Here is a 25,903-nt window from a genome sequence, read left to right on the forward strand (position 1 = left end):
TTGTTATATATTTTTAAATCCGGAGCGTTTATACTACGAAATTCACAAGAGGAGTACCCTCATGCAAACTCCTCAGAGATCACATAAGAAGCGTATTTTTTGTTTAATACATATATTCAATAATAGTTGTAAAAAATATGAAGGATTTTAGAAGTTTTATCAATTTACAATAACTAAGGAGAGAAAACATATTGCAAAAAATAGCAGTTGCAATAATCCACGGTATAGGTGAACAAAAAGCTGAATTTGCTGATAAAATGATTGAAGAAATAAAAAAACGATTTGCAAGTCACCTTAATCATATAATTGATGATCCTACGTCACAGTTAGCATTTAAGCCAATACATTGGGCAGAACTATTCGCTGAAAGAGAAAATAAACTTTTTCAGACAATTGTGTTGAATAAGAATTTACACTTCAATGATTTAAGAGATTTCATTATTCATTATTTGGGTGATGTAATTGCATACCAACCTGTAGAAACAGCCAAGCAGAATTATGAAAGAGTACATGAAAAAATTGAACAGAATCTAAATGACCTTGTTAATGTAGCCGGAGAAAGTGCTCCACTTTGTGTGATCTCGCACAGTCTAGGTTCTGTTATTACAAGTAACTACTTCTATGATTTACAATTCAAAGTAAATCATAAAGATTTAGAAAAAAATAATTTATCACCTTTAGAAAAAGGAGAAACCTTAACATTATTTTATACATTAGGAACAACATTACCACTATGGAGCTTAAGATACTATAATTTTAATCGTCCTATAAATATTCCTTCTGCAAACCTTAACGATTTTTATCCAGGGTTACAAGGTGAGTGGATCAATTTTTATGATAAAGATGATGTATTAGGTTATCCATTAAGAGATATTGATGAAACTTATGCAAAAGCTGTAACTGAAGACAGAGAAATTAATGTAGGAAATGTAATCACAAGCTGGAATCCATTAGCTCATAATGCATACTTTATAGACAATGATGTAATCAATCCAATAGTAGAAGCTTTAGTTCGGGTATGGAAGTATGTGAATAACGTGTAGGTTTTATTAACCTCCCCCTCTTTCACTTTGTTTAGAACTGGGGATTCCTAAGTAACGTGTTCGATAGAACTCTAATTTATCAGGCTATCTCTGCAGCCCTTACGGTTAAGAGCCTTATCGTTTCATTACTATTCTTTATCTGATGTCGATTCATCTCCTACATGCTGTACTGGGCCATGATGATCCTTCGCGTTCTAGAGGAATAAGTTTTCTTAGCTAAAATGATAAAAATATTTTTGATACTCAAAAGCGTTTTTTTAACTTTTAGCAATCTTATAATTGGTGAAAGTAATAAATATAATTGGATTATATTAAAGGAAGGTTTTATTATGCAAAATACACTTACATCCGAATTGCCACGAATAATTTATGCCGAGGCCTCCGTTCACTCCATTGGTGGTCAATCCATATTCACAACTTCAAAAAACATTACAAGTGCAACTGTTGAAAAATTTTATTCTGATAAATCTAAAATACAAAATGCTGTTGAAAAATTGAAGAAACATGGATTTAGAGTACTAAACGTAGGAGAAACATCGATTTCAATTGCTGCTTCCCCTTTAACTTTCGAAAAAGTTTTTCATACTAAAATTGTAGCAAAAGAACTAAAGGTACCAGAAATAACAGGACAAACATCTACAACCATACTAGACTCAATAAATTCGAATATGCTAGGTTTAATTGATACAAAAAATAGTGATTTAGCAGATGTATTAGAGGGCATTGCTATTAACGAAAAAGCGATTTTACATACACCATCAATGGGAAACGTAGAAAATACTAATACCTCTGGAATAATATCTCCTAATCCTCCTAAAAAGGATTATTATTACCTAGAACCTCCACACGATTTGATTAAACTTCTCTTAGCAAAAGAAGCGCATGATATTGGGATTACTGGAAAAGGAATAAAAGTTGTAATGGTTGATTCTGGATTTTATAGACATCCATTTTTTCTTACAAGGCAATACCATATAAATTCAGTTATTTTGGGTCCTGATACCTTTGAACCAATACATGACGAAACGGGGCATGGGACAGGTTGCGCTGCCAATATTTTTTCTTTGGCACCAGAAGTAGATTTAACTGTAGTAAAAATGAACATGTTTATGGCAATGGGTGCTTTTGAAAAAGCAGTAGAACAAAATCCTGATATTATCACTTGTAGTTGGGGATTTCCCACACCACCAAATGCGTTAACAGCCCAACAAACCATTTTTGCAGTTAAAATAGCGGATGCAGTAAAGAAAGGCATTACAGTTATCTTTGCCAGCGGAAATGGAGGACAACCATTTCCAGGGATGCATCCAGATGTCATTTCTGTAGGAGGTGTTTTTGTAGCAAAAGACGGTTCTATGGAAGCAACACCATTTGCCAGTGGTTATAAAAGTGAGATTTACCAAAACCGTCAAGTCCCTGATATATGTGGTTTATGTGGTCTCCCACCAATCGCTGCTTATATAATGCTACCAGTCGATCCTGATGAAAAATATGATCGTGAAAGAGCTGAAATAAAATATCCACTAGGTGACGAGACTTCACCTAGTGATGGGTGGGCAGCTTTTAGTGGAACTTCAACTGCCGCACCACAGATAGCCGGAATATGTGCTTTATTAAAACAAGTAAATAAAAAACTAACTCCATTGCAATTGCGAGACATTTTAAAAGAAACTGCTAGAGATGTAATAAAAGGTCACTCCCAACAGAATAACCCTGCTCAACCAGGGCATGATGTTGCAACAGGGTTCGGATTAGTGAATGCTTCTAAAGCTGTAGAGGTTGCAAAGAGTATGCAGTAAAACAAAAAAATTATATACAAAGCATACTTTCTAATAAATAAAAAATTAAACTATTAAAAACATGTATTTATGTGTTAACTTATTCCACACTTCGACTTTATATCAACAAGATACATTCAATCTTTCCTTAAAGGTTACTGAATAGGGCCTTTTAGGAAAGATTTTTTCTGTACATTTGAAAAGTTTACTACTTTTATTGGAAACTATTTTCCTCTTAAAAATGTTAGTAATTTTCCACCGTTTATTATACCGATGAATTCTTAACTCATCCCTTGACGTCTTGGCTTTTAAATTACAATTTCTAAAAATTCCAACGCCTGTCCTAGCCTTGATTAAACAAAAGAATAGTCATAGTGAATAAAAAATCTATAATAAATTTCATATTAGATATCGTTTCAAACATTTTAAATACTTTTTCTTTTCATTTCTTTTGTTTCGTCTTTTAGATACTCACTATCCAAAGAAACAATATTAGCTACCCTTCAATCTCCTCTCAAACATGGGCTGAATTTCAATTTGTATTCATTTTCTTCATATACTATAATAAAAAATTACTACTAAATATACATATAATCAAGAATTGAGAACTCCAAATAAATTCCTTTGATTTTTCCGTTAAAAGAACATACTTATCTTTAATGATTTTTATCTGAGACAATGCAATATCCTGATTTTATATCAAGCAATTCAGCACTTTCAATTTTATTCTTTTGCTAAATCTAATAACCCATTACCTACTAACCGTTTAGAATAATTAAGAGTCGTTGTCCGTCTAATTAATTGAGCATAAATCTCATTCTCAGATAGTGTTCTATCAAATTCATTGTTATTTTCACAATGTTTAATAATTAATGCAGCACCCCCTGAAATATGAGGGGTTGCCATTGACGTTCCACTTAATTTTGCATAGCCTCCACCTATATAAGTTGACAAAATTTCTACTCCAGGTGCAACTAAATCAACATTCTTATTCGTATTACTGAATGTAGCCACCTTTTTTTCTAGATCAACTGCACCTACTTCTACAACTTCTGGGTAGCAACCTGGATAACTAAGCTCATCTGTATTACCGTTATTATCTCCTTCATTTCCAGCTGCACAAACAACTAATATACCATTATTCACCGCATTTTTTACAGATTGATGTAGTTCTGGAACATCATAAGGTCCTCCCAAAGACATGGAAATAACTCTTACTTTTTCTCCATTAGGCCCTCTCCAACTTACTGCATAATTAATTCCATTTATTATCCATTCATAGACGCCCGAACCATCCGGCCCCCCCAATACTTTTACAATAAGCAACTTAGCTTGAGGTGCTACTCCTAAAACACCTTTATTATTTTCTGTAGCAGCAATTGTTCCTGAAACATGCGTTCCATGTCCATTTAAATCTAAATAATTATCAGGATTGCTATTATCATCAGTAGTAAAATTTCTTCCTCCAATAATACGATCCTTTAAATCAATATGATCGCTTTGACATCCTGTATCTAGTACCGCTACCACAATATCTTTTCCTTTTTCACTTTTATCCCATGCTACCGGAGCGTTTATTAATTGTACACCTTCAGGTATTTCATGAACTTTATCAACAACTTCCAACACTTCAAATGGTATTAATCCTACTTCATTTTTCTTTACATCATTTGAGTTATTATGAATCATTTTTTACCCCGTTTAGTAAATTTAATTTTTAAGATAATCAAAATTAACAACAGCATTATAAGATTTAATATACAGTACCATATATAATGTGCTATATATTTTAGAACCTTTAACCCTTAAAGAACGCTACTTAGTCTCCCCACCTCTTTGCAGATACTATTACACCTTTATGCAAATTGAGGTGGAGGAATTTTATCAAAAAATGATAAAACATTTTAAAAATATCAGAAATCAGATTTTTATATCTTCAGGTGATTCAATAATATGACCAATTAGACCTTCTACGTGAGCAATTGGATCGTAATTCCGTAATTCTCCAAAATCAAGCCCCGTTAAATCTTCAATTTTTAGCACAGGTACTTGATATGTTTTATATGCACCGTACGCATCTTCTAAATTATCAATTAAATGTTTTTGAGATTGTAAATACGCCGTAGCTGATAATTTCCCATCTTCCTTAACCATAACAGCTACTTTCCAAAATTCTGCAGGTATTTGTACGCCGCGATAAACTATGTCATCACTACGAAATACTGGTCCAGTAAAAACTGTTGCTTTAAATTTAAACTTTGAAGCTTTCTCTAAAATATAATCCTCCAAATCCAGCCATGTCTTCTGGTTAAGGTTTTTATGTTGAGGAGAACAATTTGTAAAATGGAATGTATCTCTTTCTGCTTTCTTGGCTAAGTCTCCCCAAACAGGATCTAACCTACGAACAAGATGCCCTCTGTCGATTTCATTTCTAGCGTACAACTCAGGTCCACACTGGTATTTTTGATCTATCCGTGAATCAAACACCCAACTATCATTCCGTCCCAGATCTACAAGCTTATTTCCATCAAGATTAACTACAGTATAATATGCTAATCGACGGGATTGACTCATGACAATTGAAAAGTGTGTATAATTTAGTATTCTCTCCCCATTTTTAAGAAGTGCTACATCTGTTTCAAGATCAGAACGTAATTTAGGATGGGGAACTTCATAATTATCACCTAAAAACTTCGAGTCATAACCTTTAGAGCCCTTATACCAATCTGGAGCTAGACTCTCTGAAGATAATATTTCAGAATTATCTTCAGCCAATTCCCACCCTTTTGCAAGCTCATCCAGTAGTTTCTTCTTATCATCACTTAAATTTTGTAACTGATTCATAACAAACTGAACTATACTACTAATACGTATACCCTCGTTTGCTATATATTTTGTACTATCTTTTGGATCCGGAACACCTGCATGATGAAGCGCGATAACTATCCATTCATCATTATATACAGCTGATCCAGAAGATCCTGGTTCAGTATCAGTTTCATAATGAATAAAATCATCAAATATGTCTAAGATTTTATTCTCTCTATTTGCTACCATTTTTGGCGCACCAGAAGGATGCTGAATTATTGATAAGTGTTCACCTACCAATATTCCGCCTTTACGTGATAGTAATGGTAGAAAGTTATAATCACTCAATTTTGTACCGTCAGCAGATGTTTCTTCTACGGCAACTAATGTAAAATCAAGTCTCTCATTTGTCATAAAGAAACGATTTGGTGCTAAACGAAAATTTTTTATCTCTTTTTCTTTTAAATCTAAACCCAATTCATAATCAAATTGTGCGAGGCTAAATAATGCATCGTCTTCATCTGTTAAAACATGATTATTCGTTAGTAGCAAAGAAGGCGATACAAGGAAACCTGTGCCATGTCCGCGAACCCTTCCAATTCGATCCCGAACCTCGATTCTACAGACAGGTTTAGCAGCTTTAAGTCCTGCTTCAAAATAAGAAATGGGAAATAAATCACTCGCACCAATTATACGCTCTATCGCTAATCCATCTCGTGGATTAATAATTGCTTTTCGAAAAAAAGCTCGTTCTGGTTTACTTACTTCTAATGGGTTTTTATACTGTAATTCATTCTGCAGGTTCTCACGCTTGTTTGAACGTTCAATATAACGATTCTGGGCTTGCTGTTGTTGCAAAGCTATTAAGTTTTGATTAAAAAGTAAATCTTTTTCAAATCCCATATTAGACATTTTTCATCCTCCTAAGTATACATTTCTTAACATTATTTATATATTGCCCTTTTCTATATTTTTCTAATGCATTGGTAATATGAATTTTTATCCTTACAGTCTTAAATATTTCGAATTATATTAATAAATTCATGTAATTAAATTAATTATTTTATTTATTTTAAGGTTAAGTAAAACTTCTCTTAATTACTTAAATATTCTTTTTCAAAGTAAACTCATAATGAGAGCATAATTATTAACTTGTGCAAGTTTATATTGAATTGAACTACCCCCACTTTCACTTCGTTTAGCCAAACAAACTCTTTCTTCATGGCAGGAAGTTTAGCAGAGCATGTACCATATATTTCTTTGTATGCGTGATCCCATAGGGATAGAAAATGATTGAATACAAAGGGAAAACAACCATTCGTGTTGTTAATTAAAATTGCTTGTACTCAATTTGGATAGATACGAAACTTATAGGCTTTATTAATCCTCATTTGATTCAACTACATTTCCTTATATAACCACTATAAACAGAACGTACATTCCACAAGTAGTGAAGTAACAGTTTATGTATGTCGAACAATTATGATGGCTTTCTGTCATGCCTTGTTTCAATTCATCTCCCACCTACTCACTGGGCAATGCCTCTCCACACTCCTTCAGGAAGGAGTCTAGGAGTCTTCTTGGCTAAAAAGACTTAAAAATCCTAGTAGCGTTCTATTAACTCCAATAAAAGTAACAATATTTTTTATAATTTTAACTTGAATTAAACTAAAGAAATTAATAAAAACCGAAGAAATTAATTATTCCACGGTTTTATATTTTTTATTTTTTGAGTACTTCAAAATAATATTTCTAAAAATAATTCTGTTCAGTTGCCTTTCTAACTTTCCATTGTTACTTATTGATTATAAAAAGTTAATCTCTGATAGTGGATAAAAGGCACGAATTATACTAACATAATCTATCCCTTGATCAGCAAGGTACTTGCTTCCCCATCTACAAAATCTTTCATTTGGATAATTACTTATCCCACTACTATATACGATTAACATCGGTTCAACACTATACGGTTTTGTAATGTATTGATTAAATATTTCATCAACTAACTCATCAATTTCAAAAAATGTATTTCTACCATAATGATACGATTGATCAAACAAAGGAGTGCTACTGATTGTAAATCCTCTTTCCAAATAATGCGCATTATATATACGATTTAATACAAAAGATGTTATGCAAATTATATTAGCTCTAAGAGCTTCTTTTGGCCATGTAGGGTATAGTTCTGAAGCAGCTACGTTTTTTATATATTCCCTAAATTCCACCTTATATCTTGGAGCCGAATCATTAGGATTTCCATCATGAACTATAATATATTGGGGTAAATTTAAATTATGCGCATATGAAGGAAAAGCTGAAGGATTAATAAAGGACGGCTGAATTTGTCTTTCTAAATACTGTTTAGTTAATGTATGCTGAGGTACATCAATAATTTCAATTGAGTGCAGCTCTTCTGTTCGATTAGCAGGAATCATATCTACTCTTTGTTTCGCTGTAGTTTCTGGAAATATTTGTACACCTCTAATTATTTTTATACCATAGTTAGGTGCCTCAATTGTAAGGATATATTCTGTATAAGGTTTAGGGCCTGATGGATTATAAGAATACTCTTTGGGAGGCGCTGATAGCGAGATGGCACTTGTTAAACCAATGTCATTGGTTTGAAGAGTGGCAATAACTTGACTACTTTCATCTTGTTTACGGATGAATACTTTTGCACCCTTAATTGGTTTATCTGTATTTACTTCATAAACAGAGACAATTAATTTTCCAGTTGATGCCCTATAAGAATCACGTGTATCATAATATAGTTGTTTTTCATTAAAAAATGGATACGGTTGATAATATAGCTGCTGTCCTAAATCCAATTGATAAAAATAAATTTCATTCAAATCTATTCATCCTCCTTCTATGTCTGTTCATTTATTTACTCCTAGTTGCTTTAAAAGCATTCACTAATTAAGAAAATGGATAATATCTATTATTATTGTGGAAAGATTGTGCCTGCTGATAAGCGGACGAATTTGTCATAGAAGAAGGATATATAGACAATGGTTTTTGATTTTGAAAAGACGTTTGTGTTTTAATATTTAATCCTTTATTAGTTTGCTGTAAAATTGAATTATTCGTTAAAGGAGATCGGGAAGTTCCCATAGTATATTGTATTGCCTCAAGGACCATCCATAATTCTTTACGCACTACTCCTGTAACAGTAAAACTTTTAATTTTCTGAAATTCTTTCACTGATTTTTCAGTTCCCAGTCCAAAAAATCCGTCTAATTGTCCTTCGTAAAAACCATAATGCTTCAATAAATTTTGTAATTTCCTTACGATATCTCCTTGACTACCATTCTGCAAAATAGGATAAATACCAGGGAGGTTTGTAACATACACATATATATCATTAAGTTTATTCCAAGTTACTTCATCTACAACTCCATTTTCAGGAATTTGAAACTGTCTTTGAAATACTTTAACTGCATTTACTGTACTTGAATCGAACATACCGCTTACTCTTATTTCAGGAATATCTGTATATCTTATTCTTATATGGAATAGATATTTTTGAATAGTTTCAACAGCAGCATTTTGATCTCCTTCCTTTAAATTTTTTCCTGGGAACCCTTTAGTAACTTGTATAAATTCAGCTAAGCGGATTTCAACGTCTTGATAATAATATTTTAAGATATCCAAATAACTCATTCCTTTTTTAGCTAGGCACTGCGTTCCCCATTGATATAGCATTCCTGGTCGTTTTGCAAATAAACATGTTTGTTTTTTACCATCACGATATTGTGTGAAAAACGGTGCATTCTCTCCATGCTTTGCAACATATTGTTTAAATACCTCATCGACCGCATCATCAGTACTTTCAAAGGTATTTCTCGCATGAATATACTTGTGATCAAAATTTGTATCACTTGTAATGGTGAATCCTTTCCCTTTATAAGGGCTTACATATATACGGTTTAATGTAAAAGTCATTACACAGAGTGCATTAGCTAACAACGCTTCTTTTTCCCAGGTCGGATAAACCTCAGAAGCGAGCACATTTTTTACATAATCTTTAAATCTTATTTTATAATTTCTTGCTGACGTATTAGGGTGACCATCATGAACGATAACAAATTCAGGTAATACAATTTCCTTATTGATATCTTCCCTTGTTTCTTGTTGTGTCTCGAGTTCTTGCTGGGATTCTTGCTGAGGATATTGTCCAATTAATGTATGTTCCGGAATATCAACTATTTCAACAGAATCCCGTCCTTCCGCCCCACTAATGGGTATAAGCTCCATTTTTTGAATAGCAGTAACATCCTCAAAAACTTGTGTACCACGCAGTACTACAGGTGCATAACCTGCAGCTTCAATGGAAATAGCATATTCTTTATATGGTTTAGAACCTAAAGGATCGTTTGCCATCTCTTTTGAGGGCGTAGGCAATGCAACTGTATCAGTTTCACCAAATTCATTAGTATATAAAGTAATAACATCACTTTGGCGAGAAGTTAAAATATACCCTTCATTTGTCATTTTATGAATTGATACTTTGACACCCTTAATCGGTCTTTCTGTATCTTTTTCATATATTTTTGCAAATATTTTGCCACTTGGTTGCCGATAAAAAGCTTCCTGACCCTCTCCCCTTACCCTTGCTGTAGAAGAAGGAGGTTTAAAATCTCCAGAAAAATATTGATTAGAATTATACAAACTCATCTCTCCTCTCTTTAAAATCCTATTTATATTAAAACTTTCGTATATAAACAAAATAAAAAAGGCCCTTTATCCAAGATATTATGCTCAACTCTATTTTTTGGAAATCATATAATTGCCTATTTTATCTAAAGTTTCTCTAGAATTATCAAAAATTACATATGGACAACTCTATTAAAACTTCACCCTCTTCTGCTAGTCTATCCAAAATATCCCTTCGATTCAAAAGGTTAATATAGTTATACTTTTGCTACATACTATATAAATTAAATAACCTTATTTATAAAGATAACTTAATGTAATTCAAAACTATATATGTATTTTACAAAGAAATTTTTGAATTGAAGATTTAGATTAATTTATAAAAAATTTTATATAGATTACCTCTCTTAAGTCTATATTTAGAAAATAGCAATAAACTTTTTATAACTATTGAATATAGTAATTTTTACTTTAAAACAAATTTAATTACAAAAATGTTACTTTTGAAAACCATGTAAATATAACAGAAAACATTTGCTATTTCTTCTTTTACTATTGGTGTCTGTCATATTAAAGTTCAAATCATCTATAAATAAGTAACAGCATTCTAAAATCCAGAGGTGAAATATGGAGAATTTACCCACTATTAAATTAGGTTCTACAGGATATTATGTAACAATTCTTCAATTAAATCTAAACGGTTTGGGAGTATACTATGAAAAACTTGCTATTACTGGTTTTTTTGATGAAAAGACAAATAAATACACAAAAATTTTTCAAGAGAAAACTAAATTAAATCCAAATGGAATTGTAGAAATGAAAACTTGGGAATCATTGTTTGAGAACGTAATATTAATACAAAAAAAGCTGCAAACTGAAGGCGTTTATTTGGGACAACTTGATGGAATATTCGGTATATCAACTATTCAATCCACACAAGAATACCAAAAGAAGCAGAATTTATACCCTTCTGGAGATATTACACCTAGAACACGCCACAGATTATTTAATCCTAATTCTAAAAATGAATTTTATGCTAGCTCTAGTCACTTAAACTCCTTACACCCATTTGTTAAGATGTTAGCTAAAGAGTTTCTAGAATTAACGAAAGCTAATGGTTTAGATGTTCGAATATATTCAGTGTTTAGAAGTTGGAGTGAACAGGATCAGTTATTTTCTTTAGGAAGATGGAAACTTGGTAAAAAGGTAACAAACGCTAGAGGCGGGGAATCATATCACAACTGGGGATTAGCCTTTGATGCTGCGCCGTACGTAAATAATTCTATCCCTTGGGGGAACATCAAAAAATTCAAACAAATGGGGTATATAGGAGAAAAACTTGGTTTAAGTTGGGGTGGGCATTTTACCAGCATAGTTGATTATCCGCATTTCGAATATTCTTTCGGATTAAGTTCTTGGGATCTCCTTAACGGTATTAAGCCTCCTATTTTAGATATATAGCTTTTCATGAAACTTAAATCACATCAATAGGTTGTCAAATTATAAAGGAAAAACTTTTCATTATATATATCGATTAATAATGGACAATAGGATTATGTTCACAATGATCCATTACATCCTGTACCAGACCAATGAATTCATGTTGCTTTTCCAGTTGCTTCTAGTCTTTTTGTTTTAACATGTGGGGGCACACATTTAGAATACAATAATTAATGAGAGTTTTTACTCAGAACTTTTTTATCAATGGACAATTTACTACATTCCTAAATTAAACATAAAATATATGGTTAATTTAGGAAAATCAGGGAGGGTCATTCATGTTTGAACCTGTTCTGTACCATTATCTTAATAGATATAATCAATCTCCTTATGATTATTATAATGAGTATTTCAGACAAATTAATCCTGAAGTAACTCGAATGATAAATCTTCTTAATCAAGAAAGACAAAAAGCAGGACTAAAACCTTTATCTATAAATAACCGCATAACTCAAGTAACCCAATTAAAAGTAAATGACGTAGCTATTACTGGAAATTGTCAACATTACAGCCCTACCTTCAACGGAGACGAGGGTAAAATGTTAAAAGACGCAGGTATTACGGGATTAAAACTTGGTTGGATCCTTTATTGCGGCCAACCTGGAACTGCTAAAGAGGCAATAAACTGGTGGATGAATATCAGCACCTTTGGGCATAGAGCACAGATTTTAAACCCAGATTTTAATTACTTTGGAGTTGCGACTTCTGTATCACAAAACGGAATGCGTTCTTGGTCAGTAATCTTCCAAAAGGCATAACAATTTCTGCTTCTTACTCCACCTCCTTCCTCACAATTTCCGCAATAACAATTGATAGACATTAACTTAGCACTTATTGATTTCACAGCTAATGAAAACTATCTGTCTCTTTTTGATGTTACCTTGTTTTTCTTTTTCTGTAGAGAACCGTGTATTTCCTGCTGTCTATAGGAAGACCTTGTTCTCAATTCAATCGTTTAAACATAAGATTTAAACGATTTTTAAGATAAAACCTCATCATTACCAATATTTTAAAAAATATCTCAAATTCAATATTATTTGCATAAAAGCTGAAATATTAAGTCAATAATACATTTAAGTTTTAACAACCTACCAATATATTACTTCTCAACATAGGAAGTATAGAATTATAAGAAACCAATTGTTAATATATAGATATTTCAATTGCGTTATTTCTTTTTAAAGAGAGTTTGTGTTTTTACACAAGCTCTCTTTTATTGCATTTCAGATATATTCAACAAGGCGAGTCTTTTCCACTTACAGCAATAGAAAATAAAGATTTGCTTTTAATACAAAAACTCCATACAATTCACAAATAACCTTTAAAACTCAGATATAACAATAAATAGGCATTCCATATCCTGACTGGTAAAACTAAATTATAGAACTATTTCTCTGTAGCAAAATAAAGTAGAGCTATAGTCGGAAAAGCGATTCCTATCCATAATGTTAGATTCCATCCACCTAAGGCATATGCCCATCCTCCAATAAAGGATCCAACAGCACCTCCCAAAAAGAAAATAGCCATAAATAGCCCGTTTAATCGACTACGGATTTCTGGACTCAACGAGAAAATTAAACGTTGGCTAAGCACAAGGTTTGCAGATACTCCCATGTCCAACAGAATTGCAGCAATTACTAAAACAGCTATTCCAAAGGGTGAGCTACTTTGAATAAAAAGTGGAAGTAATAAAGAAATAATAACAACGGTGAGAGCTATCCCAGTGGCGGATCGTGTCCAGCCAAGATCGGCTAGTCGACCACCTATTGGAGCGGCTATCGCACCTGTAATTCCCACAAGTGCATACAATGCTATGGCAGTTTGGGAAAAATGAAAAGCCGGACTAGATAATAATAATGGAACAGTGGTCCAGAATAAGCTGAAAGCCCCAAATACACAAGCATGATAAATGGCACGACGGCGTAAAATTGGAGTAGTTCGTAGTAGTTGCCACATTGAATTAAGTAAGGTGTTATAATTTGTTTTTGCCTTTGGTTTCCTAGTAGGGAGTACTTTCGATAATACAAATGCCAAAACAATAATTACAGTAGCAGATAAAGCAAATATTGCATTCCATCCCCACATACCGGCTACTAAACTAGATATCGGTCGCGCAAGCATAATACCTAATAACAGACCACTCATGACGTTGCCAACTACGCGACCGCGTGCATTTTCAGATGAAAGATATGATACAAGAGGTACGAGCACTTGCGCTGCGACCGAACCCAGTCCGATAAAGAATGAAGCAATTAACAACAAGGTTGCGCTTTTTACAAAAACCATATAAATGAGTGCAAATGCACTTGAAAATAACAATATAAGTATCAATTTTTTATTCTCAACAATATCCCCCAAAGGCACAAGAAATAATAAGCCAACAACATATCCAATTTGAGTTAGCGTTACAATTAATCCAGCGCTACTATTAGAAAGCCCAATTTCATTACTAATTAGCCCAATTAAAGGCTGTGCATAATAAAGATTAGCCACAATAATACCACATGCAGTTGCTAAAAGAATGATTAAACCTGATGAAATGTCCTTATCAATTGCTTTATTTTTAAAATTAGACATAAGTATTTCCTCCCATACTTTTATTTCAAAATTACTAAATCCCTTTGGCAAGTACTACTGCGATGCCATTTTTTATTGTAATAAATTAAGTCTGAGCTAATTTCCATTCTGCTTTTAAAAGGTCCAATTTCCTCTCTTTTTTATCCCCCTTTTCTAAATGTTTTTTAGCAATTTAATTATTGAATTTTGGAACCTAAATGTAGCCATACCATTACAAGATGTTAGTTAATTAATAAACTGTACGTTCAGTTTATTAATTAACTAAAAATATATACTAAACGTTCAGTTTTGTAAATAGGCTATTTTGTTTTTTATTCATATTAAGTATACTAAACGTATAGTTTATGTTTTTGAAAGGAATGATTAATGTGCAAGGTAAAAGAGGTCGACCACGTAATATCGAAACCCAAAAGGCCATCCTTTCTGCGTCCTATGAGTTATTATTGGAAAGTGGATTTAAAGCAGTCACAGTCGATAAAATTGCAGACCGTGCTAAAGTCAGCAAAGCTACGATTTATAAATGGTGGCCAAATAAGGCTGCTGTGGTAATGGATGGTTTTCTTTCTGCTGCTGCTGCCAGATTGCCTGTACCTGACACAGGTTCAGCCTTGAATGATATTTTAATTCACGCTACAAGTTTAGCCAGTTTTTTGATAAGTCGAGAAGGAACTATTATCAATGAGTTAGTTGGCGAAGGGCAATTTGATTCGAAACTAGCAGAGGAATATCGTGCTCGATATTTCCAGCCACGTCGACTGCAAGCAAAGCAACTTCTGGAGAAGGGAATTAACAGAGGAGAATTAAAAGAAAACCTCGATGTTGAATTAAGCATCGATCTCATTTACGGACCAATTTTTTATCGCTTGCTAGTAACCGGTGAAAAGTTGGATGAATCCTATGTACATGACTTGGTTATAAACGCATTCGAAGGGATACGTTTGAAGTAATTAACATATAAACAAAGATTTAGATTTCCAACGTTTCCTATACTGATGTAACTCGCATTAACTTGATAAATAAAGTATCTAATGTTTTAAAACTGATGTTTATGGGATTGTCCCCCGTATACATCAGTTTTAAAACAGACTTAATCTACAAGCTAATCACGCTTCCTTTTTGATTTTTGGAAGGTTGTAATATTTATGAGTTATTGATTTTTCATTTAAAAACAGATTAAAACCACATAAGAACCCTGAATTTGTATTTTATACAGTTTACCTATTCTAATTAGTTTGCATCAAATAAATCAATGGTTTTAATTTGTCTACAATCGTAGGTATGATAATAATATGCGCCAGACTCCATGCACATAGTGCTTGTATAGATGGTATTGTCTAATATACCTTCTTCCGTGATTACTCCACCCTTAGGAACTTCGCCATTTGATAAGCTATGAAAAACAGCTGATATTCCCTCTTCTTTTAAATCGTGACATATTTAAGATATTGATGTCATTGGATTAAAGTAATAATTACTTAAAAAATTAATAAATAAAAACCCTCCACAACAAGGAGGGCTTAGTATTCTATATAAGTAAATCTTTAAATGGTAAACTTAATATTTTATTGTATTGGTCCTAATAATCCCATAATTTCTTCAGCTTTTTGGTTTTCGATGCTATAGTAAATTTCTAACCCCTGACGATTTCCTCTTAGAACCTTCCCTCTCATTTTAGATAAGTGTTGGGAAACTGTTGATTGTGGAATGTTTAAAATTTCGGTCATTTGGGTTACATTTAGTGTTTTATGTTTAGAAAGCTCATTGATCAGTTTTAAACGCATTGGGTGTGCCATAAGTTTTAAAAGCTCTACATCCTCTTCTAAAATCGTGTTCTCTACATGCTGATTCGCAAATCTTGTCATAGTATACGCTCTCCCTTATTTGTGTTCTTCTAATGTAGTGTAACTTCCATATTACATAATATTAGTATGTTCGAATGTTTATTGTTGAAAAATGATACTTAAAGTATACAACTGTAGTTTGTGCTAGTAGTGGAGTTAATGTGTGGTTTGTATGAAGTTTTCATTTACTATTAATCTAGTCTGTTTAAGCTAGTATAAAAGTTATGCATATAATTAAAAAGACAAACTCTCCAAGATGAGGAGTTTGTCCAAAACCATGATCTCTTTAGTTCAACAATATAGAGTTCAGTTCCGATAAGAATTTTTATTTTTTTCATATCCCATGTTTTTTGCATCAGTACTAACAACAGTGGATTAGAATAATGACTGAATACTTGCTAGGACAGTAAGGATACCTATAATAATGACAAATACATTGCTCGCTTTCCCTTTGTATTTAGCAAGTACTGGTACTTTATGGATCGCATACATTGGTAATATACATAAGATAGCAGCAACTAGCGGACCGCTAAGGGCATCAATGATTCCAAGAATACTTGGATTTGTATAAGCAACATACCAGCATGTTAATACGACAAAAGTAAGAATTATTGTCTTAACTGTTTTTTCTCCTATATCTTTCCCACGTTTTTTACCGGACTTGACAATCATGTCACGCATTACCTCATACGCTCCTATATAATGGCCAAGGAAAGACTTTGTAATAGCCACAAATGCAATCATAGGAGCTGCAATAGTGATTACTGGCGAATTAAGCTCATTAGCAAGGTATGATAGGATTGACAAGTTCTGTTCTTTTGCTACCTTAAGATCATCTGGAGTCAAACTTAAAGTACTGCTCCAAACAAAGAACATAACAACAGCGAATGTCATGATATAACAAACTTTTTGTATTTGAGCACACTTGGCATCAGTAGCGTCTATTCCATAACTAGCTCTCTGCTTCACAACAAATGATGAAATCATAGGTGAATGATTAAACGAGAATACGATGATTGGAAGTATCATCCATATCGTTCCTAAATATCCTGTTCCTGTTGAGGCAGTAGAAACACTTGAAAAACTAAGCATTGACGTATTCCACTGTGGAATCAAAGATATTGCGATAAAAAGTAGAGAAGCTATAAAAGGATACACTAGCATGCTCATGATCTTTACAGTTATATCTTGACCAAAATTTAGTATAGCGATAAGACCAAGTACTAAGACAAGTGATAAAATGGCCCTTGGAGGCTCCGGCATGTGCAATTGATGCACGATAAAACTACTAGCGGTATTTGTAAGTGCGACCGAGTACATCAGCACGATCGTATAAATGGAGACGAAATATACAATGTTAAAAATGATACTTGCCTTATTTCCAAAATACTCTCTTATAGTACCTGTAATCCCCTCATCGGCAGAGTTCGAAGCGTAAATCATTTTAGCAAGCGCCCTATGTGAATAATACATAACAGGATAGGCAAGTATGGTAATTAACAGCAATGATAATAAACCACCTGAACCTGCATTAATCGGTAAAAAGAGTACCCCTGCTCCAATTGCTGTTCCAAAAAGGCTCAATGCCCAGGTAGTATCCTGTTTATGCCACTTTTTAGGGTCTAGATATTTCTCATCTTTTACTGCAGTATTATCAGCTTGAAATTCTATGTTTTTTGCAGTATTCCCATTCATGTAATAATTCCTCCTCGTGTCCTATTCTTAATTCTCTATTTAAGGTATAGGAATATAGACTGTTCTTGAAAAATGAATTGCTTATATAGTGCATCACAACGAATATCCCTCTTCTAAATTAATCAATAGCGAAGCTGCAACCCCAAGGGTTTGTTACCACTTACAAAATATTTTAATTATATAGTAGTATATTTTATTGATAATTCCCCCAACATACAGACATCCTTAGGCAAACAATAGAGTACATATTGTTAAATATTTCACAATGCTATCGATAGTTGTTTATTGATTTGATTGTTTCTCCCCAAAGATTTTATTTTTAATGGCAATCCCTGTAGGTGTAGCCGCAATTCCGCCTAAACCTGTCTCTCTTAACTCACGAGGCATCTGTCTTCCAACCCTATACATTGCTTCAATAACTTCGTCAGCATTGATGATATTGTTTACGCCGGCTAATGCGATGTCTGCTGCTGCTAAAGCATTTGTCGCTCCAATGGCGTTTCTCTTTACACAAGGAATTTCAACCAAACCAGCGACCGGATCACAAACTAAACCGAGTAAATTTTGTAATGCGGTCGAAAAAGCTTCAGAAGATTGCTGTGGGGTTCCACCCGCAGCTTCTACCGCAGCTGCAGCCGCCATCGCTGAGGCACTTCCTACTTCAGCTTGACATCCTCCGTACGCTCCTGAAATACAAGCGTTGTTTGCGACTATCGTTCCAAATAACGCTGAAGTGAATAGAAAATGAATCATATCTTCATGATTTAACTGCAACGTATCTTTAATACTAAATAGGACTCCCGGAATCGTCCCACTCGCACCTGCTGTTGGAGTTGCACAAATAGCTCCTAATGCAGCATTTACTTCATTAACACCGATAGCACTTTGAATCCCTAACACCATCAAATCTCCAGAAAGAGTTTTCCTATTTTCTCGATAGTTTTTAAGTTTTACAGCATCCCCTCCGGTTAACCCGGTTGGAGAAAATACACCGTCGCCTTCGATACTTTTATTAATTGCATGTTGCATAGTCGCTAAATTTCTTTCCATTTTACTCCAAACTTCTTCATAAGAAGTTTTAGTTTGTTTGATTTCCTGTTCGATTGCTAATTCATAAATTGGCTTTTGGTTTTTATTAGCTGAATCCACAATCTCTTTTATGGACATATACATATTTTTCACTCCTTAATGTAACTAAAGAATAATAAGGTTAGCTATATTGCTTAAATCCCCCAATTCCTTCTGAACATTACCAGGCAATATCGAATCCAAAGCGAATGCATATAAATATTTTGTTTTATCTTCCAAACTATGAAAGCTGTTAATTTCAACATCATATTGTTTAAAGATCCTGCGTAAAACAAATTCAAAGTCAGCTCTTTCCGAAATCGCAATAACAACTGGCAATGGCCCCTGCAGATCTAAGCTAAATCCATCAATTTCAACATGTTTGACTTCAATCAACCCACCACCGACCGAAATACCCATCGTTCTAATACTTCGACTTTCATCCTCTACATATACATCTGCCGTATTTGGATGACCAGCAGGACTATTACCCGATTTTTCAATAAAGGTAATGACAATTCCCTTAGACTCTGCTATTTTAATAGCATCTGGCACTTTGCTGTCATCGGCAGCAAAGCCTAATATACCAGCAATAATTGCAAAATCAGTTCCGTGACCTTTATGGGTTTCAGCAAATGATTCATAATACTTTACCACAACTTTTTTGGGAAGACCTTGAAATAATCTATTAGCAACTGTTCCAATAGCCAAAGCACCTGCAGTATGTGAACTTGAAGGACCTATCATTATGGGCCCAATCACATCAAAACAACTTTTGTATTTAACAATCTTTTTTCCTTTAATAGATGCTACATTCATGTTCATATAAACACCCCCATAATTTATTATTTTTAATTACAGTTGAATCTAAGTTATTGGAATGACCAATTTAAAATAAAATTTGTTTGATAACGCTTTCTTTATTGAGTTGAATAAACTTCCCTTCTGATCCACTACCCTCCATATAGTAATCATATCAATATATCAAATTTTTAAACCCAAACGAGGTTTGGTATTTTCTCTAGAGGTATTGAATTATGTCTCGACGCCCTCATTATAACTTGTATATTTATAAGTTTAATCTTTTTTTATTTTTAGAAAGATTGAATAGACAGAATTTTGAATGAGTAATAAATTACACTTAGTATGTAGCAATTGTGTCCTTTGTTTGAAGCTGTATTAGTTAGTAAAAAAGCAAAAATAACACAGAATTCCTTTCATAAACACATTGATTATATTGGAAAATCATTATAAAGATACTTACATTGTCCTTAGTTAGGATATCTTATTTGGGACGGGAAACCTGTTGCAATAAATGATTGATGTAGATGGAAAGGAATACATGAATGAACCATAAAGTAATTCGTGTATATTAATTAATAATTACTCATTAATATTTATTGTCAGAAAAGAATAACTTCTTTTTTGCAGATCTTTACATAAGTAATACTATAAAAGATAAGTTCCAAATAACACTAGGGATCCCTAGTGGAATCCATTTTATACTGTTTTTATATGAAAAATCCTCTTCAAAACGCAAATAAAAAAGGGCAATTTCAGCCCTTTTTTATTTATAAATCCTCTATATCATATTCAGTATATCCCTCATAATAGTAACTAATATCAATGCCTTTCATGAATACTTCACGGCTATTAATTTTATCTACTAGTGCATTTTTGAGTAAATACTTAATTTCAATATCTTTAATCGGGCTGCGTTCCATTGCCAGTAAATAATCTTCTTTATCAATCCTATTCCAGTCAACCACCTGTTGAATTTCATTCTTAAAGATTAAATCTAACCATATTCTAGTCGCTCTACCGTTTCCTTCTCTAAAAGGATGGGCAATGTTCATTTCAACATACTTTTCAACGATTTCATCAAAGGTTGTTTGTGGCATAGTGTTTATATGTTCTAGTGAATGGCTTAGATACATAACAGGAGCAAATCGAAAGTTTCCCTTCGCTATGTTAACCTTGCGAATTTTTCCAGCAAAGAAATCAATATCTTCAAATAGATAATTATGAATGTCAGAAAGACCCTTAAATGTGCCAACTTCTATGTGGTTTATTTCTCCTGAATCATATAAATCTTTGGCTTTCATTTTTGATAGTCGTTCTTCTACTCGATTCAATTCTAACTGATTTTTGATACCTAATTTATTTTCTAGCACGGTCATTCTCCTCTTTTTCTGCCATTAATTCTTTTAGCATATCCAAATCTTCTTGTGTGGCTAAATTCTTGATGAAACTTCTAGCCATAGTTTTATATTCGCTTGTTCTGGATTACGTTTTTTATAGTTTTTTGTGGCTTCATTTTGCGCCTTGCTGTATGCCATTCTCTCGCTCACTTTCAAGTATATAAGCATATTATATATGACTTAGTAATATATTCAAGTGAAAGGAAAGCTAGTGCCGAAGCCTTAGTCTATGGCTATATCAAATATATAATTTAAAATTTTATCATTTCACGACATTTATCTTTTAGAATAAGATAATATTCACCTTCAGAGCATCTTCTTCTCAAGATGCTTTACAAATTTATCGTTAAATATGGATTTTATTTTAAAAACATGTTTACTCAAAAAACTCATATACCCTTATAGGTGTTGTAAGCGTTAAAGAGTGCTCTGGACAAGCACTCCTTAACGCTTACTAAATAACGATTTTACATGTAATGGAACTTCTAAATATAAAAAATATGAATCCTTTTCATTTTTATTTTTGAAAAATAATATCACTTGCTACATAGAACAAGTGATATTACAACGTATTTACTTAAGGAATTGCAACTCCATCAAAAGAAATCTCTTCATTTTTAGAGATCGAATTGCAGATTTCCTCGATACTCATAATCTTTGCACAATATGAACCTAACCACTTTAAATCTCGTTCTTTATCTTCAGGTTTCGCTGAAACAACTGCATCTTCTGGTACAATTACATTATAACCACGGAAAAATCCATCTGCTGCAGTTGTTTGTACACAAATTTGAGTTTGCATACCCGAAATAATAATTGTATCTACCTCTAAATTTTTTAAGGTTTCATCAAGATTTCTCTCAAAAAAACCACTATCTTTATTTTTCTCAATAATAATATCTTTTTCATGAAGAAACTCAGGTAAGATTTCTGCACCTTTAGATCCCTTTGTGACTGGTAAAAAATCACCATATCGTTCAGCTTTCGGATCATCTTCTAAGTTAATTAACTGTAGGTGAACAATAGAAACATCATTTTCTCTCATAGTATCTAAGAAAGCCTCCATTTTAGGTGTAAACGCCTCCACAACTGCAATTCTAACCTCATTTTATTAACCAAATCGTACTGTAAGTCATCTGTGAGCACTGCATATTTCATAATAATCCTACCTCCAATTAACTAAGAATTTTCTAAAAAGTTTTTTCTGAAAAATAATACCTAATAGGAATCTATTTCCCATTAGGTATTATTTTTACGCTTTTTATTTAGAATACTCTCTCATATGTAATTAAGGTTTTTCACTCTCTGTAAAAAGTGATTTATGTTCTACTGGAGAAGAAAGCACTATTAAGGTTGTAGGCTTTCCATACTCTAAGCACAAATTAATATAGTCTTCGAGTGTATGTACTGATTCTGTCACTACCTTTGTTATATAACTATATAAACCGGCAATACGATGGCATTCGACTACATCTGGATGTTCCATTGCAAATTTTCTATATTTTTTGCAATCTCTTGGTTCCATTAAAACAAACGCGGTAATATGTTTTTTTAATTCTTTCGGATTAACAATTGTACGATAACTTATAATGACACCCTGTTCCTCTAGTCTTCTGACCCGCTCTGTAACAGAAGGGGAACTCAAACCTACCAGCTTTCCTATTTCAACCATACTTAAACGTGCATTTTCCTGAAGATGTGAAAGAATCTTTAAATCTGTTTGATCCATTAATGTATCTCCCCTTGATTAATTAAGAATACAATTAATAATTCTTAAATTTTTTAAGAAAATTATAATTAATACATAAATTATAGCATGTTATCTTTTTTTAAAACTTTATATAATTGATATCAATTAACGAAAGAGAGGCTGAATATCTTGACACAACAATCATTGAAACGTTCAATTACTTGGGTACAAGGGACTGCATTAACCATAGGAGCTGTGTTGGGTTGTGGAATTCTTATATTACCCTCAATTACTGCAAATAGCGCTGGACCAGCTTCGCTTTTATCTTGGGTTATCATGTCTATATTAGCTTTTCCCATTGTCGCAACTCTGGCGCGTCTTGCTAAGATGATTCCTAGCGCAGGAGGAATTACAGCTTATGTTCAAATGGCATTTAATGCAAATACGAGTGCCATCCTAGGGTGGATTATGTTAGGATCTATTCCTATTGGAGTACCTATTATCGCTTTAACAGGTGCCCAATATATTGACTATGTTTTTCCAATAAGTAATGCAGGAGTTATAGGCATTGCGGCAGTAATTTTGATTACTTCTTTACTCTTACATATTAAAGGAATTGAGTTATCATCAAAAGTGAGTGTGTTTGTCATTTGTGTAATTTCACTTCTAATAATTGTGGCTGTTGTCGTTTCTATCCCCTATGTAAAATTAAGTTCTTTTACACCTTTTGTACCAAACGGATGGTCTTCTGTTGGAGCTTCTTCTGTAATTATCTTTTTCTCATTTGTAGGATGGGAGATGATAACCCCATTAGCTGAAGAGTTTAACAGACCTGCTAAAGATATTTCCATTAGTCTATTTTTAGGGGCAATTTGCATCTCAATTATGTACATTGCAATATCTTTTGTAATAATAGGGACTCACTCATATGGTGATAAGAACCAGATAGCTTCCCTTAGTATTCTAATATCAAAAGGATTAGGACCAATAGGTACATATATAACCACTATTTTAGCAATTTTCATTTCTTTTAGTGCTGTACATGCTAACATTGCAGGTTTTTCAAGAATGATTTATGCCCAAGCTAGAGAAGGACATTTCCCTTCCTTCTTTGCTAAATTACATTCTAAATTCCAAACTCCAACTAGAGTTTTACTAGCTTTAGGCGGAATTTTTAGTTGTATTTTAATTTTTTATGGTATAGCACGACCAAATTTAGAGATGCTTCTAAAAGGCCCTAGTGTAATTTTTATTACCTCGTATATTTTTACAATGCTAGCTGCTCTTAAGTTATTAAAAGTTCAAGATATAGGTTGGTGGATGGCCTTCCTATCTTTGGTTATATGTACTTTTGTATATTCATTTAGTGGTTGGGCGATTTTCTATCCAGTAATCTTATCATTCATAGGTGGGATCTATATACTTATGAATAAAAAGTCCAGCACTGTAATCGATTATCAATTAGATACACCTAATGAAAAATAGTTTCATAATCTCTATAAACTAATTCTACAAATTATATAATGTTATTAACACTATCAAGATTGGAATAGATATAAATTCTACTAACTTATAATTAGCTCATATTAACTTTATGAAATATGAATAATTATGTGTATTTAAGAAAAAACCAGGATAACTTTTTAAAATCATCCTGGTTTTTTCTGTATAAAATGAATTTCGTTATTTTTATTTATTTCCCCAATTATATTTTTCTTCACAACAAACAACCAAACAGATACATCATTTAATTATGTAAAAAATATATAATTAAATACCCCTATAAACTACATAAAATTTAAACCAGCATATCAGCGAAAGTGGATCCAACGTTGTTTTTACGCTTCATATGCTTTTCTAAATATATTTTAGTCGTTTGAATATTTTCATGGCCAAGTGTTTGCATTAAATGATATAAATCTGCATTACCTTGTTCTACTGCCATAATTGCAAAAGCATGACGGAATGTATGCGCCGTTACTGGATTTTCACGATACAGTAGAAACTCTAAGTTTGTCTTTTTTATCATATCTGTTACTTGATTCGATAATGTTTTAGAGTTATAAGTATTTCCTCTTTGATTTATAAACACCGGACTCTCATCCCCTTTATCCAATACTGTTTGGCATCCTCTTCTCAGCCTCATTTCACAAATACACTGATATAAATGTTCCGAAATAAAAAGCTCACGCACTTTATCCCCTTTTCCAGTGACTTTTAACCAGTACTTTCCATCATAATGTAAATCTTTCACTCTCGCGGTGCACAATTCTTGAATTCTTGCACCAGTACTTGCTAGAGCCAGTAAAATTGTATAGTTTACTAAATGTCCTCTTTCTTTATAAAATCCTAAAATTTTCATAACCTCATCATAGGATAGGTCCCGATTTGGCCGATCCTGCTCATTCACATTTGCGCGCTGTAGTTCTTCATGAAGAGGCTTTTCAATATAAGAAAATACATGTAGATGTTTTAGAAAAGAACGAATGAGCACTGTTTTCTTTGCAAGTGTCGCGACTGCATACGTGTCACCACTCCTACCGTTCTCTACCCGTTTCAACCACGAATTGTATTTACGAATATGCCAAGGTTGCAATGTTTTCAATAAAGAGTCCTTTTGCTTTACCTCTTCCCCATCCAATTCAAATTCTTCTGCATGCTGCACCATGCACTGACAAAATGATAAGATTTCTGAGATATAGCTCTTTTTCGTATCCTCTTTTCTATTCTTCTTCTCATCCATATCTTTTTGTAAATGTACGAAATGATAAATGACTTCTATGTCACTTAAATACGTATATTTACCCTTTCCTTCTTTTTCTGCAACCTCCATCTTATCTTCCACTATATCTACATAACTGTTGTTATATAGATATGGAACGATATCTTTTATATTCTCTACATATGTATCCATATACTCACTTTGATTGTTTATAATTAATAAATTTTCTTTTACATTTTTTTTATTCATATTTCGAATTCACCTCTCCTATAGAAGATTATGAATATAATTCTCTTTATTACCTATAATTATTATTTTATTTTA

18 protein-coding genes and 3 pseudogenes are annotated in these 25,903 nt (G+C 32.9%); 6 read left to right on the top strand and 15 right to left on the bottom strand.

Translation table 11 applies throughout. From position 1 onward, the window contains the following. Nucleotides 1–191: 191 nt before the first annotated feature. Nucleotides 192–1,043, top strand: coding sequence for a chemotaxis protein (locus MRP26_RS20810; RefSeq protein WP_088344693.1), 852 nt, complete (start codon nucleotides 192–194; stop codon nucleotides 1,041–1,043). A gap of 329 nt (nucleotides 1,044–1,372) precedes the next feature. Beyond that, nucleotides 1,373–2,842, top strand: a complete 1,470-nt coding sequence (locus MRP26_RS20815) for a S8 family serine peptidase (RefSeq protein WP_025686818.1) — start codon at nucleotides 1,373–1,375, stop codon at nucleotides 2,840–2,842. Between the two features lie 702 nt (nucleotides 2,843–3,544). Here the strand turns inward: MRP26_RS20815 and MRP26_RS20820 are convergent. The 5 genes and pseudogenes from MRP26_RS20820 to MRP26_RS20840 all read right to left on the bottom strand — a co-directional run bounded on the left by MRP26_RS20820 (nucleotide 3,545) and on the right by MRP26_RS20840 (nucleotide 10,300). Then, entirely contained in the window at nucleotides 3,545–4,510 is a 966-nt protein-coding gene (locus MRP26_RS20820) for a S8 family peptidase (RefSeq protein ID WP_197241985.1), read from the bottom strand. 231 nt (nucleotides 4,511–4,741) lie between these two features. Next, nucleotides 4,742–6,541 (bottom strand): DNA/RNA non-specific endonuclease, encoded by a 1,800-nt coding sequence (locus MRP26_RS20825; protein ID WP_025686820.1) that lies wholly within the window; start codon nucleotides 6,539–6,541, stop codon nucleotides 4,742–4,744. Nucleotides 6,542–6,792: 251 nt separating this feature from the next. After that, nucleotides 6,793–7,020 (bottom strand): annotated as a pseudogene (locus MRP26_RS20830) (helix-turn-helix domain-containing protein); the annotation flags it as partial. A gap of 414 nt (nucleotides 7,021–7,434) precedes the next feature. Further along, complete coding sequence (locus MRP26_RS20835) at nucleotides 7,435–8,481, bottom strand: SpoIID/LytB domain-containing protein (protein ID WP_242806801.1); 1,047 nt, start codon at nucleotides 8,479–8,481, stop codon at nucleotides 7,435–7,437. A 67-nt stretch (nucleotides 8,482–8,548) separates the two neighbouring features. Continuing rightward, a complete protein-coding gene (locus MRP26_RS20840; protein WP_242806825.1) occupies nucleotides 8,549–10,300 on the bottom strand; it encodes a peptidoglycan-binding protein in 1,752 nt (583 codons plus the stop codon). Nucleotides 10,301–10,912: 612 nt separating this feature from the next. Here MRP26_RS20840 and MRP26_RS20845 point away from each other — a divergent pair. Further along, entirely contained in the window at nucleotides 10,913–11,746 is an 834-nt protein-coding gene (locus MRP26_RS20845) for a peptidoglycan-binding protein (RefSeq protein WP_242806803.1), read from the top strand. Nucleotides 11,747–12,063: 317 nt separating this feature from the next. Continuing rightward, complete coding sequence (locus MRP26_RS20850; RefSeq protein ID WP_179884081.1) at nucleotides 12,064–12,543, top strand: CAP domain-containing protein; 480 nt, start codon at nucleotides 12,064–12,066, stop codon at nucleotides 12,541–12,543. Nucleotides 12,544–13,171: 628 nt separating this feature from the next. Here MRP26_RS20850 and MRP26_RS20855 read toward each other — a convergent pair. Next, nucleotides 13,172–14,362, bottom strand: a complete 1,191-nt coding sequence (locus MRP26_RS20855; RefSeq protein ID WP_242806805.1) for an MFS transporter — start codon at nucleotides 14,360–14,362, stop codon at nucleotides 13,172–13,174. 359 nt (nucleotides 14,363–14,721) lie between these two features. Between MRP26_RS20855 and MRP26_RS20860 the strand changes: the two genes are divergently transcribed. After that, on the top strand, nucleotides 14,722–15,309 hold the full coding sequence (locus tag MRP26_RS20860; RefSeq protein ID WP_100249670.1) for a TetR/AcrR family transcriptional regulator: 588 nt from the start codon (nucleotides 14,722–14,724) through the stop codon (nucleotides 15,307–15,309). A gap of 283 nt (nucleotides 15,310–15,592) precedes the next feature. On the opposite strand, the pseudogene MRP26_RS20865 reads toward MRP26_RS20860, so the two are convergent. The 8 genes and pseudogenes from MRP26_RS20865 to MRP26_RS20900 form a co-directional block, all read right to left on the bottom strand. Continuing rightward, nucleotides 15,593–15,790: pseudogene (locus MRP26_RS20865) on the bottom strand (linear amide C-N hydrolase); the annotation flags it as partial. Nucleotides 15,791–15,924: 134 nt separating this feature from the next. After that, on the bottom strand, nucleotides 15,925–16,224 hold the full coding sequence (pagR, locus tag MRP26_RS20870) for a transcriptional repressor PagR (RefSeq protein WP_000196515.1): 300 nt from the start codon (nucleotides 16,222–16,224) through the stop codon (nucleotides 15,925–15,927). A 354-nt stretch (nucleotides 16,225–16,578) separates the two neighbouring features. Continuing rightward, on the bottom strand, nucleotides 16,579–17,898 hold the full coding sequence (locus tag MRP26_RS20875) for an aromatic amino acid transport family protein (protein ID WP_242806807.1): 1,320 nt from the start codon (nucleotides 17,896–17,898) through the stop codon (nucleotides 16,579–16,581). 282 nt (nucleotides 17,899–18,180) lie between these two features. Next, nucleotides 18,181–19,071 carry an L-serine ammonia-lyase, iron-sulfur-dependent, subunit alpha gene (sdaAA, locus tag MRP26_RS20880; RefSeq protein WP_088346437.1) on the bottom strand — a complete coding sequence of 297 codons (891 nt, stop codon included), beginning with the start codon at nucleotides 19,069–19,071 and terminating at the stop codon, nucleotides 18,181–18,183. A gap of 21 nt (nucleotides 19,072–19,092) precedes the next feature. Further along, entirely contained in the window at nucleotides 19,093–19,791 is a 699-nt protein-coding gene (locus MRP26_RS20885; protein WP_242806809.1) for a serine dehydratase beta chain, read from the bottom strand. Nucleotides 19,792–20,537: 746 nt separating this feature from the next. Next, a complete protein-coding gene (gene fic / locus MRP26_RS20890; protein ID WP_242806810.1) occupies nucleotides 20,538–21,146 on the bottom strand; it encodes a protein adenylyltransferase Fic in 609 nt (202 codons plus the stop codon). Between the two features lie 598 nt (nucleotides 21,147–21,744). Then, a pseudogene (locus tag MRP26_RS20895) lies at nucleotides 21,745–22,325 on the bottom strand (cysteine hydrolase family protein). A gap of 130 nt (nucleotides 22,326–22,455) precedes the next feature. Beyond that, entirely contained in the window at nucleotides 22,456–22,896 is a 441-nt protein-coding gene (locus MRP26_RS20900) for an Lrp/AsnC family transcriptional regulator (RefSeq protein WP_098353028.1), read from the bottom strand. 150 nt (nucleotides 22,897–23,046) lie between these two features. On the opposite strand from MRP26_RS20900, the gene MRP26_RS20905 reads away from it, so the two are divergent. Then, the gene (locus MRP26_RS20905; protein WP_242806812.1) at nucleotides 23,047–24,342 is read left to right on the top strand and encodes an APC family permease; all 1,296 of its coding nucleotides are present in this window, start codon (nucleotides 23,047–23,049) and stop codon (nucleotides 24,340–24,342) included. 313 nt (nucleotides 24,343–24,655) lie between these two features. Here the strand turns inward: MRP26_RS20905 and MRP26_RS20910 are convergent, their stop codons facing one another. Then, nucleotides 24,656–25,828 (bottom strand): tyrosine-type recombinase/integrase, encoded by a 1,173-nt coding sequence (locus MRP26_RS20910; RefSeq protein WP_242806814.1) that lies wholly within the window; start codon nucleotides 25,826–25,828, stop codon nucleotides 24,656–24,658. Nucleotides 25,829–25,903: the final 75 nt, after the last annotated feature.

This window comes from Bacillus sp. CCB-MMP212, assembly GCF_022748145.1.
In the GTDB taxonomy this organism is placed as follows: domain Bacteria; phylum Bacillota; class Bacilli; order Bacillales; family Bacillaceae_G; genus Bacillus_A; species Bacillus_A cereus.